Below are 13765 nucleotides of genomic sequence, written 5' to 3'. Positions count from 1 at the left end.
TGAGGCATTCCCACGCAGAGCGTGGGGACGATCATCATTCGTAAGACTTGGTGATTGCCGGAGCGCGAGTATGGCCTCCATCAGTAATTTAGGCACTTTGTCGGAGTGTGGTTTAGGCGACAGGTGGATTTGAATCAATAAGCCGATTGGACAGTTTCAACCATCATGTCGGGACAACGAACAGTGCCCGAAATGGGGGGGCAAAGGTCCCGGTGTGAAAGGATATGCCATTTGACCAGGACATATACCTAGTCCCATTGGGGAGACCGTGAGTGTACACCCACGATGACAATGGGCTTCCCCATTGAATGCTCTCGAACAAATCGCCGAAAACGTTTGTGAAGTTAGCGTTAAGGGTTGCGGCGTGCCAAACGTTGTGGATTTGGCCGAGATGGAGGCCACCTTGGCTTCCGATCCATTGCTGCGCGGCAATGCCTCCAGGATCGCCGATATACGTCGTACTTCCCTTGGTGATTCGATAAACGTTTTTAACATTCACACTAAACGAAACGGCGGCGCCTGAGACATCGCGCACTCGAATCGTTGTTGTGCCATTTTTTAATCCGGTAACCTTTCCTGTAGATGTCACTGAAACCACGGCCGGATTATCTGATTGATAGGTGTAGGGTGGAGTGCCACCTTGTGCCTGACGAGTCAGAACGTTTCCGGGAACTTCTTTAGTGCCCCAGCCGTAGCTTTGTACGAATTTCACTGCGTCTAGATTCATAACACTTTCGTCGATGGTCAGCGCAGCCACAACATTGAATTTTCTGACTGCGGACTTATTGCCTGAGCCATACGCTGCCTCAGCGGTGATTTCATGGAGGCCTACGCTGAAAGTGGCTGTCATCGTCCAAACACCATCGGCAGGATCGGCTGTGGGGCCGCCAATGGAGGTCAATCCGTCCAGAATATTCACTTTCAATCCGTTGGCTGCTTTCCCTGTCAGCGTCACACTTGTATCCGACGTTGAACCTCCTTCAGGTATTTCGACGTTGCTGGGCGAGCCTTTAACCGAATCAATCGTCGGCGCAACATCCGCTGTCACCGTAAAACTCCGCGCGTCAGAATCCACCTCACCACTGTGATACAACGATCTCGCAAATAACCGGTGCTTCCCTTCAGCAACAGTTACTTCCCGTGTCCAGATCCCCGTCTGCGGGTCGGCCGTCGCTCGCCCTTTGGCAACAGTGCCCGAGCCATCATCATCGAACACCTCAATCTCCAGTCCCTTACTCGCAGTCCCCGACAACGTTAAGCTAGTGCTGACCGTCCATCCCCCTTCCAGAACTTCCTCACCGTTCGAGTCCAATACCCTGTCCAGTGTCGGCACAACCAGTTCTACAGACTTGATCGTGTAAACCCGATCCGGAAATTTCACTGCGTTCGTTTCGATATTGCTCTTGTCCAGCGCCACCAGGTATTTAAGCGTCAGCGTCGTGCCATGCCCCAATTGAACGAGATAACTGTTTGCCAGTGTCTGTGGCCAGAAACCCTGGTTGATCCAAGTGCTGTTGACTCTAGCTGGCAACCCAGCCCAGAGAGTCAAGTCATGTGCAGTGCCGTCCGCCTTCTTGCCCTCTAGCCGCAGCCAGCAGGGCTGTTCGGCTTCAATCAAGGTATGCAGCAGCGCATGAATGGTTGCGTTTTTGGTGCCGAGCGCCGTTATGTCGAGAAAATTGTTGGCATCGGCCTCGACAATTTTCGGGGAGTTCAAAGCGGTTGCCGGCAGCGGCAGAATGTCCAGCAGCAACACAGCCGACTCCACGGGTTTGTCGTCGCGGTCGATAAAATAACTGACTGCAACCCGTTGGCCCAGGCTGTAGGCGAGCACCGAGCGCGGTACCGCAATCTCCAGGCCGGCACTGACCAGCCGAGGTGGGCTTGGGTAGGAGCCTTCAGGGACAGCCGTCGCGCCTTGCCAGTTCACCCACAACGTGTCGGTGGGCAGTAACGAACCCTGCGGTACGAGGACTCTGATTTCCGGAGTGGTCGGACTGAACTGATTGCCGTTCATGCCACGGACGGTGGGTGCCAGCAGAGAAAGGCGACCGAGGTGAATGTCCACGCGCTTTTCACCTGACATGACGGCATTGCCCAATTGGTCAAATACTCTGAATTCCGCCACAGCATTCGGGTTGTCACCGGCACGCTGGAAGGTATCGGTGAGCAGGGTCAGGTTGATCGGGGCCGGCGCGTCGGGCACGTCGAAGCGCACGGTGGTATCGCCGAGCGCAAAAACGATGGAGTCGAAGTGGCGTCGGTTGGTGTAAGTAAACGCAAATGTCACACCTCGTGCGGCGAGCTCCGGCCCCACGCCTTCACGTACTACTTCCGGCGGAATGATCAGATCCAGAGATTCCGGCAGACGCAAATGGTAGAGGGCTAGCGTGTCCCGAGACGATTCATCGTTACCTCCTACGCGCGTGACCTTGTAATACAGGCGATTGACGCCCTGATTGAGCCAGCCGTGGGGCAAGTACAAGCGCACCCGCTGTTGTTCTTCGCCCGGGGCAACGGTCTTGCCCGTTGCGGGAGTAGGGTTGTCGTTGACGTACAGATCGACGCGGTCATCAGCGGCCATGGTCCAGGAAGCGAGCTGCATTTCCGTCCACGGATCTATCAGACATTCCAGACCCTGCGTCTCGCCATCGTAAAGCACCTTGGGAATCCCGCCTTGGGCAATGCCCTGCGGCTTCACCGGTGTGACCCAGCCCCTGATGATGACCGGATACAAGACAAACAATTCGTTGAAAATCGAAGACTGGATATCCATGGAAGCGCTCCCTGAGAATTTTGCCGTGCCGTGCCGTGCCGTGCCGTGCCGTGCCGTGCCGTGCCGTGCCGTGCATTGAATGGGATCCATCTCACTCCAGTTTGAAAAAAAGCACACCTGTCAGATCTGACAGGTACAGGCGGTATTCAGACGAGCGGTCGAGCCGGCTCTTGTTTGCGCGGTTGTTGTGGGAGCGAGCCAGCCTGCGAATTTGTCGTAATGTTCGGTTGCAATGCTGACTGCTCCGACACTTTCGCGAGCAGGCTCGCTCCCACAGGAATCTTCATTGCTTACGCGTTGATCGTTCCCACGCTCTGCGTGGGAATGCAGCCCGGGATGCTCTGCGTCCCCACCAGAGCTGGAACGCGGAGCGTCCCTTGAGGCATTCCCACGCAGAGCGTGGGAACGATCATCAAAGGCCCGCTACTGCGGCAACTCCAGATTATCAAGCACCCGATTCACCGCCAGTTCGCCGAGCATGATCAACTGCGCAATCCCCATCAGCGTCCGCCGCTGCGATGGCTTGACCAGCCCGGCGAACTCCTGGGCGATGGTTTTGGCCGAGGCGAGGGTTTCGCAGGCGTTGGCCAGCAGGTCTTCGTTTTTGGTGTCGGCGGTGACGGCGTACATGGCGCGGGGGCTGAAGGGCGGCGGGGTGGAGCCGGGTGGGCAGAAGTAGTGGTCGAGGGCGCGGTCGGCGGCTTGGTGAAGTTTTTTTGAGTCGAGGGATTCGTAGGGAGAGGTGGGGTCGGTTTGGGGTGGGTTGGGTGTGGGTTTGATCATGGTAAAGCTCCTAGAGTCGACGGAGCTGCCACCTTTCGCTGCGATACGAAATGGTTGGTGGCAGCTGTACGCGGGTCGCAGACCGGGACTCTAGAACCGGCAGACCCGAAGGTCTCCCACGTACAGCCGCCATAAAAACAGCGGGTGTTGTGCGTCCAGAGATCGACGGGCTGCGAGACCCGATCGCTGATTCGTCAGCGACCGCACCACAATAGAACCCGCCCCCAAGGCGCACAAGCCGGCGGATTCTGGCTTGGCTGTAGGCAACGACGCAAGGATTTGTAGCCTGGAAGGCGTGTCAGCAGGTGTCATTTAAACAGCGGTGTTTAAAAAGCAAAAAATTGGCGACAGCACGGTAGACGTTTTTGCCGGGAAGCAGGTGTTGGCTATGAGGTCGCTTTCGCGAGCAGGCTCGCTCCCACAGGAATCTTCAGTGCTCACAGGGGTTGTGCCCGGGCTGGATCAAAATGTGGGAGCGAGCCTGCTCGCGAATGCAATCTGCCAGTCGAGGCTTCAGTGACTGGCCAACCGCCTTCGCGAGCAGGCTCGCCCCCACCATTGCCGCTCGCCAGATTCCAGATCAGCGGTTTAGAGTGACCAGCCACACGCTGATCACGGACCGATCCCATGTCAGACCCAACCTCCACGATCCATCTCGAACGCTCCAACGAATCCCACCTCGAAGGTATCACTGCGCTTTACAACGACCCCGTCGTTGCACGGCAAGTGCTGCAAATGCCGTTTCAATCCACCGAGGTCTGGCGCCAGCGACTGCAGGCCGACAACGAGCGCGCGCTGAAACTGGTGGCGCTGCATCAGGGCGTGGTGATCGGCAATCTGGGCCTGGAAGCTTATTCACGCATGCGCCGCGCCCACGCCGGCAGTTTCGGCATGGCAGTCGGGGCGGCTTGGCAGGGCAAGGGCGTCGGTTCGATGTTGTTGGCGGCGGCGCTGGAGGTCGCCGATAACTGGATGAATCTGCACCGCGTCGAACTCACGGTGTACGCCGATAACGAGGCAGCCATCGGCCTCTACCGCAAGTTCGGTTTCGAGGCCGAAGGGCTGTTGCGTGATTACGCGGTGCGCGACGGGCAGTGGGTCGACACCCTGAGCATGGCCCGTCTACGCAATAGCCCGAAAGCCTGAGTCAGTCGCCCAGTGCGAACGCCACTGCCGACTGCGCATGCAGCTCGGTAGTGTCGAGCAGGGGCAGGGCGCTGTGTTCGGGTTTGATCAGCAGACCGATTTCGGTGCAGCCGAGGATGATTGCCTGGGCGCCACGGGCGGTCAGGGACTGGATGACGCCTTGATAGATTTCTCGCGATTGTTCGCTGATCACACCCACGCAGAGTTCGTCGTAGATGATCCGGTGCACCTCTTTGCGCTCGGCTTCATCCGGCACCAGTACGGTCAGGCCTTGGGCAATCAGACGTTGCTTGAGAAAGTCCTGCTCCATGGTGAACGCGGTGCCGAGCAGCCCGACCGTGCGCGCGTCGATTTCCAGTGCAGCCTGCGCGGCGGGTTCGGCAATGTGCAAAAACGGAATGCTGATCGCCGCCTGAATCTGCTCGGCGACCTTGTGCATGGTGTTGGTACACAGCACCACGCATTCTGCGCCGCCAGCTTCGAGCCTGCGCGCGGCATCCACCAGAATCGCCGCTGCATCGTCCCAGCGCCCGGCGTGCTGGGCCTGTTCGACCGGACCGAAATCGACGCTGTACATCAGCAACTGCGCCGAGCGCAACGGGCCGAGGCGCTCGCGAACCTGTTGGTTGATCAGGCGATAGTATTCGGCGCTGGACTCCCAGCTCATGCCGCCGATAAGGCCGATGGTGCGCATTGGATTTCCTCAAGCAAATGTCAGTGTCGAGCATTCAGGGCTGCCTGAAGTTTCCTTCTGTTCGAGACTCGACGCCAGTACCGACTGACTGTACCGCCGATCTTTCCCGCAACTGTGCATCTGCAAGAACTAAACGTACGCCGCGCCGGGGATCTGCCACTATCACCCTTCGCAGGTCCTTTCCGAGGAACACCGCAATGAACGACGTACAGCAACTGGGCGAAATGCTTCGCCACTATGCCGAAAGCGAAGCGCACAAGAAGCAACTGTTCACCACGCAATCGGCTGCTTGGGCGGCTCGAATTGGCGCGCTGTTCGACGAGATTGAGCAATGGCTTGAACCGGTCAAGGCGCCGAATCTGCTGGAGGTCAGTCGCGAGGCGTATGTCGCGTTCGGGCCGAGCGTGCCGGTGGAAACCTCGACGTTCAAGACGGAAAAATTGAGCATTGTGATTGCCGGCAAACCGGTGGAATTTGTGCCGGATGTGATGGGCAGCGGCGGGCAGATTTCCCTGGCAGTGATGGGGCTGACGGCGGCGCGGTACGGGAGTATTTCGCTGGTTGGCCTGGCGGATGGCGCATGGCAGTGGCGTAAGACCAATGGCTTGAAGGATCCGGATACGTTTGCCTTCGACGCCGATTTCCTTGCTCAGCAATTGCAGAGCCTGATACCTCGCGATCGCGGTTAAGATCAAAAGCTTACCCCCTCACCCCAGCCCTCTCCCCCAAGGGGGCGAGGGGGAAAGGGGGCAGACCGAGTGATGTTCAAAACTTGAGCTCGACGCGATATTTCAGGTCGACGTGAGTCCTACAAACACTTCGGTCAGTCCCCTCTCCCTCTGGGAGAGGGCTAGGGTGAGGGCAGCCCGCCGCCAGCCACAAAAATATCACGCCCAGCGCATCAAAAAGCATCTCCATCACCTGAGCCCTCAAGCAATCTGAGCATGACGCCGGGCCAGCGCCACATCCGCAGGAGGAGTGAGGCGTAGACCGGGGAAACCCTTAGGTTCGGTGCCAATCCGGCATTTTCCCTTGGGTCACTGATGGCCTTTTGGTAGAGTCGCCGTCGCCAGCGGGTTTTCGGCTGGACGATGGAACCGAAGAAGGGAGTCTGATCAGTGAGTCCGGGTAAAAAAATCCTCGGTCTCACGGCGTCGCTTTTGCTGCTGACGCTGTGGGCCAGTTACTTTTATGTATTCAAGGAAAACCGCAACGGCCAGCTCGGCGGTGTCGGCGAAAGCACCGCGTGGTGCGGCACGCCGCCGACCAGTGAAGCGGCGTTGCTGGGCAAGGATCAACTGACCTTGCGCGTCACCAACAACCTGCGCGGCGAATTCATGGTTGGCGGCTCGCTGGTGGTTTCCGAACGAACCTTCAACCGCTACGACCTGGGCCGCAACGAACTGCGCCTGCGTCTGGAACCGCTGCAGTGGTCGTTCGGCGTCACGCCGATCTTCCTCGAGCAGGTCAAGGTGCAGCCGCTGAGCCGCAACCTCTCGTCGACCAATAAAAGCGCCTTCGCCGAACTTGAGCCTCGCGCAATCGGCGTGCACGCTCAGACTGCCGCGTTCCCCTTCGATACCTATCGCTACGGCTATAAACCGGTGCTGTATTACCTCAAGGGCAGCGAGCGCATCGACTTGCGCTTCAAGAACATCACCACGCTGATGGAGATGTCCAACACCTTTACGCCGATCCAGAAGTACAACCGCGCCGACTACATCAACGAGAAAAACTCGATGATCCGCGATGAGGACTACAAGCCGTACGGGGCGCATGAGTGCGCGTTCAGCGTCGAACGCAAAGGCTCGTTCAAGGTCGTGGTGCTGTTGCTTCTGCTGGTGCTGTGCCTGCCACTGATGCTGGTGTTCTACCGCGATGAACCGGGGATCGACTTTCTCGCGACGCTGGTGGGAATTGCGGTGGTGCGTACATTGCTGATCGGGCCGGTGGAAGATTTCCAGCTATACAACATCGACTTCTTGTTTGGTGCGGCGATTCTGCTGGTGGGAACGGTATCGCTGATCAAGGCGATACGCGCCAATAGCCGGCGAGAGATGGCGTTGCGCAGTGGCGAAACATCCTCCTGGTAATACCGGTTGGCGAGGCACACGCGCTGTCGGATGTGAACTTTGCAATTGGCCATCGCATTTGCCGGGGTTTTGGCTATACCTGTATCTCCCCTATGCAAAATGTCTTGGCCTTCTCAAAGGAATTACAGCATGAAGCTAGCCGTCGTGATGGGCACGCTGTGCATTGCCACCCTTGGCGTGGTGGGTTGTTCCAGCAAAACCGTCGAGCCTGACCAGTATTCCGGCTTTCTCAAGGATTACAGCCAGCTGAAGGAGGCCAAGTCACCCTCTGGTGCCGAGGTGATGCGCTGGATGGACCCGAAACTCGACATCAATAAATTCACCAGCGTTTACGTAGAGCCAAGCCAGCTCTACCCGAAGCCGCAAGCCACCGAGAAAATCCCCCAGCAGACTCTCAACGGCATCACCAGTTATTACGATCAGGCGCTCAAGCGCGAACTCGGCAAATCGCTGCCGTTGGCCGCAGGTCCCGGGCCGGGCGTAATTGTGGTGCGTCCGGCGATTACCGCAGTCAGCAGCAAGACCGAAGGCCTGCAAGTCTATGAAGTGATCCCGATCGCACTGGTCGCCGCAGCGGTAAGTACGGCCTCTGGCATCCGCGACCAGGAAACCACGCTGGCCACCGAAGCGGTATTCATGGACGGCGCGACCAATCATGTCATCGCGCAGGTGGTGCGCAAAGGTACCGGCAAACCGCTGGAAAACTCTTCCCAGGTGATGAAAGCCGACGACATGAAAGCGGTGATCGATGGCTGGGCAAGCGATCTGCATCAGTCGTATCTGAAACTCAAATCTGAAGCCAAATGATGCAGTAAGGCCGGTTGCCTTTTCGCGAGCAGGCTCGCTCCCACACTGGACTCGTATTCAGTATGGGAGTGATCCCGCTCGCATTTCGGTGTATCAGTTCCGAATGTGCTGCCTGGCACAACGCTTTTGCTAGCAGGCTCAGCCCTACAGGAAAGCTGCGGTGGGTTGTATACAATGTCACCGCTCAGCACCCAACAATTTCCAACAGGGCATAGGTCGTCAGCCGATTTCGTGGTTAACTTCCGCCTCTTGCATGCTTTCCAATCAAAAAACAGAAGGACTCAAGTCATGGCTCAAGTCACCCTCAAAGGCAATCCGGTTCAAGTCAACGGCCAGTTGCCACAAGCCGGTTCCAAGGCGCCAGCCTTTTCCCTGGTAGCCGGCAATCTGTCCGACGTCACCCTGCAAGACTTCGCCGGCAAGCGCAAAGTCCTCAACATTTTCCCAAGCGTCGACACCCCGACCTGCGCCACCTCCGTGCGCAAGTTCAACGCCCAGGCCAACGACATCAGCAACACCGTGGTGCTGTGCATCTCCGCTGACCTGCCATTCGCCCAAGCACGCTTTTGCGGTGCTGAAGGCTTGGAAAACGTACAGAACCTGTCGACCCTGCGCGGCAGCGAGTTCATCGAAAACTATGGCGTGGCCATCGCTGACGGCCCGCTGAAAGGCCTGACCGCTCGCGCCGTTGTGGTGCTGGACGAAAACGACACCGTTCTGCACAGCGAACTGGTCAAGGAAATCGCTGAGGAGCCTAACTACGAAGCGGCACTGTCCGTTCTCAAGTAAGGCTTTTACAATTGTTAACGGCCTGGCCCTGTCCAGGCCGTTTTCATTTGTGTATCAGGGTTTTGCCTCACACCTTGAAACGTAAGTGGAAGGTAAATTGCCGGTAAAGCTGCTTTGCTTAAATCCACTCAGTGCTTATCGTTCAGCCTCCCGTAATAGAAGCCCACGCGCCCAATGGTCAATAACTCCATGCAATCGTCCCCCCGCAAATCCCGTCGCTGGCTGATCAGCCTGCTGGTCCTGTTGGTCATCGCTGTCCTGTGCTGGAAATTCTGGCCCGCCGGCTCTGCTGACAAGGCGGGCGGCGACAAAGCGGCCGCTGGGCATACCGGGCGCTCGGGAATGATGCGGCCTGGCTTCGGCGGCGGTACCGGGCCGATTCCGGTGCGTGTGGCGCCGGCGGTGAAGGGCGACTTCCCGCTGTATTACAAGGCGCTGGGCACGGTCACCGCGCTGAACACCATCAATGTTCGCAGCCGCGTGGGCGGCGAGCTGGTAAAGATTCATTTCGAAGAAGGGCAGATGGTCAAGGCGGGCGACCTGTTGGCCGAGATCGATCCGCGTCCTTACCAGAATGCTTTGCTCCAGGCCGAAGGCACGCTGCTGCAGAATCAGGCGCAACTGAAAAACGCCCAGGTCGACGTCGAGCGTTACCGCGGTCTGTATAAAGAAGACAGCATCGCCAAACAGACCCTCGACACCGCCGAAGCGCTGGTTGGCCAGTACCTGGGCACGGTCAAGACCAATCAGGCGGCGGTCAACGACGCCAAGCTCAATCTCGAATTCACCAAGATCCGCGCACCGATTGCCGGTCGCGTCGGTCTGCGTCAGGTCGACGTCGGCAACCTCGTCGCCGCCAATGACACGACGTTCCTCGCGGTGATCACCCAGACGCAACCGATCAGCGTGGCCTTCACCTTGCCGGAGAACAGCCTCGACACCGTGCTCGCCCGTTACCGCAGTGGCGCCAAGTTGCCTGCCGAAGCGTGGGATCGCGGCGACACCAAGCTGCAAGCCACTGGCGTGCTGCAAAGCTTGGACAACCAGATCGACGTTGCCACCGGCACCCTGAAATTCAAGGCCCGTTACGATAACCGCGACCAGTCGCTGTTCCCCAATCAGTTCGTCAACGTTCATTTGCTGGCCGACACGCTCAAAGGTGTAGTGCTGGCACCGTCGGCAGCGATTCAGTTCGGCACCAATGGCACCTTTGTCTATGCGCTGGACGGCGACAAGAAAGTCACCATTCGCCAACTGAAAATCGGTGCCAGCGACGGTGACAACACCGTGGTCACCGAAGGCCTCGCCGCGGGTGATCGCGTTGTGCTTGAAGGCACCGATCGCCTGAAGGAGGGCAGCGAAGTCGAAGTGGTCAATGACAGCAGCGAAGTGCCGACCTCGCCGACCGAACACCTGCAAGGCAAATCTGCCGCCAATCCCGATGCGACCACAGCCGATAAGGCCAAGAAGGGCGCATGAACATTTCGCGGCTGTTCATCCTCCGTCCGGTAGCCACCACCCTGAGCATGCTGGCCATTGTTCTGGCCGGCCTGATCGCTTATCGCCTGCTGCCGGTTTCGGCCTTGCCGCAGGTCGATTATCCGACCATCCGCGTCATGACCCTGTACCCCGGCGCCAGTCCGGACGTGATGACCAGCGCCGTCACCGCGCCGCTTGAACGCCAGTTCGGGCAGATGCCGGGCCTCACACAAATGGCCTCGACCAGCTCCGGCGGCGCTTCGGTGCTGACCCTGCGTTTCAGCCTCGACATCAACATGGACGTCGCCGAACAGCAGGTGCAAGCCGCGATCAACGCCGCGACCAACCTGCTGCCCACCGACCTGCCGGCACCGCCGGTGTACAACAAGGTCAACCCGGCGGACACCCCGGTGCTGACCCTGGCCATCACTTCGAAAACCATGCTGCTGCCCAAGCTCAATGACTTGGTCGATACGCGCATGGCGCAGAAAATCGCCCAGATCAGCGGCGTCGGCATGGTCAGCATTGCCGGCGGTCAGCGTCAAGCCGTGCGGATCAAAGTCAACCCCGAAGCGCTGGCGGCCAACAGCCTCAACCTGTCGGACGTACGCACGCTGATCGGCGCCTCCAACGTCAACCAGCCGAAAGGCAACTTCGACGGCCCGACCCGGGTGTCGATGCTCGATGCCAACGACCAACTGACCTCGCCCGAGGACTACGCCAACCTCATCCTGACCTACAAGAACGGCGCACCGTTGCGGCTCAAGGACGTAGCGGAAATCGTCGATGGCGCCGAGAACGAGCGTCTGGCCGCCTGGGCCAACCAGAATCAGGCGGTGTTGCTGAACATCCAGCGACAGCCCGGCGCCAACGTTATCGAAGTGGTCGACCGCATCAAGGCCTTGCTGCCGAGCATCACCGACAACCTGCCGGCCGGCCTCGACGTCACGGTGCTGACGGATCGCACCCAGACCATCCGTGCCTCGGTCACCGACGTGCAACACGAACTGCTGATTGCCATCGCGCTGGTGGTCATGGTCACGTTCCTGTTTCTGCGCCGCGCCAGTGCGACGATCATTCCCTCGGTCGCCGTGCCGCTGTCGCTGATCGGCACCTTCGGCGTGATGTACCTCGCCGGTTTCTCGGTGAACAACCTGACGTTGATGGCACTGACCATTGCCACCGGTTTCGTCGTCGACGACGCCATCGTCATGCTCGAGAACATTTCGCGCTTCATCGAAGAGGGTGACAGCCCGATGCAGGCCGCGCTCAAGGGCGCGAAACAGATCGGCTTCACCCTGATTTCCCTGACCCTGTCGCTGATCGCCGTACTGATTCCGCTGCTGTTCATGGCCGATGTGGTAGGGCGCCTGTTCCGCGAATTCGCCATCACCCTGGCGGTGGCGATCCTGATTTCCCTGGTGGTGTCGCTGACCCTGACGCCGATGATGTGCGCGCGTCTGCTCAAGCGTGAACCGCAAGAGCACGAGCAAGGCCGTTTCTATCGCGCCAGCGGTGCGTTCATCGACTGGATGATCAAGGAATACGGGCGGATGCTGCGCTGGGTGCTCAAGCATCAGCCGCTGACCTTGCTGGTCGCCATCGGCACACTGGCGTTGACCGTGTTCCTGTACGTGATCGTGCCGAAGGGTTTCTTTCCGGTGCAGGACACCGGCGTGATTCAGGGTATTTCCGAAGCGCCGCAGTCGATCTCCTTCGCGGCGATGGGCGAGCGGCAGCAGCAACTGGCGAAGATCATTCTCGAAGATCCGGCGGTGCAGAGCCTGTCGTCCTACATTGGCGTCGACGGCGACAACGCCACGCTCAACAGCGGCCGCTTGCTGATCAACCTCAAGCCCCATGGCGAGCGCGATCTGACGGCCAGTGAAGTGATTTCCCGCCTGCAACCGCAACTGGACAAACTGGTCGGCATTCGTTTGTTCATGCAGCCGGTGCAGGATCTGACCATTGAGGATCGGGTCAGCCGCACCCAGTACCAGTTCAGCATGTCCTCGCCGGACTCCGAATTGCTCAGCCAGTGGAGTGGCCGTCTGGTCGAAGCCCTGGCCCAGCGTCCGGAGTTGACCGACGTTGCCAGTGATCTGCAGGACAAAGGTTTGCAGGTCTATCTGGTGATCGACCGCGACGCCGCTTCGCGCCTGGGTGTGTCGGTGGCGAATATCACCGATGCGCTATACGACGCCTTCGGCCAGCGGCAGATTTCGACCATTTATACTCAGGCCAGCCAGTACCGCGTGGTGCTGCAAGCCCAGGCCGGGGAGAAGATCGGCCCGCAGGCGCTGGATCAGATTCACGTCAAGACCACCGACGGCGCGCAGGTACGCCTGTCGAGTCTGGCGCATGTCGAAGAGCGTCAGGCGCAACTGGCGATCACCCACATCGGCCAGTTCCCGGCGGTGATGATGTCGTTCAACCTCGCGCCGGGCGTGGCGTTGGGGCATGCCGTGGACATCATCGAGCAAGTGCAGCAGGACATCGGCATGCCGGTCGGCGTGCAGACTCAGTTCCAGGGCGCGGCGCAAGCGTTCCAGGCTTCGCTGTCGAGCACCTTGCTGCTGATTCTGGCGGCCGTGGTGACCATGTACATCGTCCTCGGTGTGCTCTACGAGAGCTACATCCACCCGATCACCATTCTTTCGACCTTGCCGTCCGCCGCGGTCGGTGCCTTGCTGGCGTTGCTGCTCAGTGGCAACGATTTGGGCATGATCGCGATCATCGGCATCATCCTGCTGATCGGTATCGTCAAGAAGAACGCGATCATGATGATCGACTTCGCCCTCGACGCCGAACGCACCCAGGGCATGGCCCCGGCAGAGGCGATCTATCAAGCGGCGCTGCTGCGCTTCCGGCCGATTCTGATGACCACGCTGGCGGCGTTGTTCGGCGCGGTGCCGCTGATGCTGGCCACGGGGTCTGGCGCGGAACTGCGTCAGCCGTTGGGTCTGGTGATGGTCGGCGGTTTGCTGGTGAGCCAGGTGTTGACGCTGTTCACGACGCCGGTGATTTACCTGTACTTCGACCGCCTCGGAAGGCGCTTTGGCAAATCCAAAGCCGAAGGTGAAGAGGTCGCGGTATGACTGTCGGAATATATCTCCCCTGTGGGAGCGAGCCTGCTCGCGAAAGCGGGAGGTCAGTCACTGCCAAAGTTGAAGGTAAGGGCGCATTCGCGAGCAGGCT

Annotated in this window: 10 protein-coding genes; 7 read left to right on the top strand and 3 right to left on the bottom strand. The window is 59.2% G+C overall.

Translation table 11 applies throughout. The annotated features are described in order from the left end of the window. Window positions 1-163: 163 nt before the first annotated feature. Window positions 164-2776, bottom strand: coding sequence for an Ig-like domain-containing protein (locus ACV8MC_RS20535; RefSeq protein WP_457263255.1), 2613 nt, complete (start codon window positions 2774-2776; stop codon window positions 164-166). A 423-nt stretch (window positions 2777-3199) separates the two neighbouring features. After that, window positions 3200-3559: a DUF6124 family protein gene (locus ACV8MC_RS20530; protein ID WP_252878118.1), complete on the bottom strand. Its 360-nt coding sequence runs from the start codon at window positions 3557-3559 to the stop codon at window positions 3200-3202. A gap of 627 nt (window positions 3560-4186) precedes the next feature. Between ACV8MC_RS20530 and ACV8MC_RS20525 the strand changes: the two genes are divergently transcribed. Further along, window positions 4187-4705: a GNAT family N-acetyltransferase gene (locus tag ACV8MC_RS20525; protein WP_310219930.1), complete on the top strand. Its 519-nt coding sequence runs from the start codon at window positions 4187-4189 to the stop codon at window positions 4703-4705. A 1-nt stretch (window position 4706) separates the two neighbouring features. On the opposite strand, the gene ACV8MC_RS20520 is transcribed toward ACV8MC_RS20525, so the two are convergent. Continuing rightward, a complete protein-coding gene (locus ACV8MC_RS20520; RefSeq protein WP_095179921.1) occupies window positions 4707-5399 on the bottom strand; it encodes an aspartate/glutamate racemase family protein in 693 nt (230 codons plus the stop codon). Between the two features lie 197 nt (window positions 5400-5596). Between ACV8MC_RS20520 and ACV8MC_RS20515 the strand changes: the two genes are divergently transcribed. From ACV8MC_RS20515 to ACV8MC_RS20490, 6 genes are all read left to right on the top strand, one after another. Further along, window positions 5597-6088 carry a hypothetical protein gene (locus ACV8MC_RS20515; RefSeq protein ID WP_457263252.1) on the top strand — a complete coding sequence of 164 codons (492 nt, stop codon included), beginning with the start codon at window positions 5597-5599 and terminating at the stop codon, window positions 6086-6088. Window positions 6089-6517: 429 nt separating this feature from the next. Continuing rightward, complete coding sequence (locus ACV8MC_RS20510) at window positions 6518-7492, top strand: hypothetical protein (RefSeq protein WP_457263250.1); 975 nt, start codon at window positions 6518-6520, stop codon at window positions 7490-7492. A gap of 129 nt (window positions 7493-7621) precedes the next feature. Beyond that, window positions 7622-8299, top strand: coding sequence for a DUF3313 domain-containing protein (locus tag ACV8MC_RS20505; RefSeq protein ID WP_071172345.1), 678 nt, complete (start codon window positions 7622-7624; stop codon window positions 8297-8299). Window positions 8300-8587: 288 nt separating this feature from the next. After that, on the top strand, window positions 8588-9088 hold the full coding sequence (gene tpx, locus ACV8MC_RS20500; RefSeq protein ID WP_076563099.1) for a thiol peroxidase: 501 nt from the start codon (window positions 8588-8590) through the stop codon (window positions 9086-9088). A gap of 174 nt (window positions 9089-9262) precedes the next feature. After that, complete coding sequence (locus tag ACV8MC_RS20495) at window positions 9263-10567, top strand: MdtA/MuxA family multidrug efflux RND transporter periplasmic adaptor subunit (RefSeq protein WP_041481001.1); 1305 nt, start codon at window positions 9263-9265, stop codon at window positions 10565-10567. Next, window positions 10564-13665, top strand: a complete 3102-nt coding sequence (locus tag ACV8MC_RS20490) for an MdtB/MuxB family multidrug efflux RND transporter permease subunit (RefSeq protein ID WP_056785779.1) — start codon at window positions 10564-10566, stop codon at window positions 13663-13665. Before ACV8MC_RS20495 ends, ACV8MC_RS20490 begins: the two co-directional genes overlap by 4 nt. The last annotated feature ends 100 nt before the right edge of the window (window positions 13666-13765 follow it).

The organism is Pseudomonas sp. PK-RTE-24 (assembly GCF_054052265.1).
This window is presented reverse-complemented; position numbering and strand designations above follow the sequence as displayed.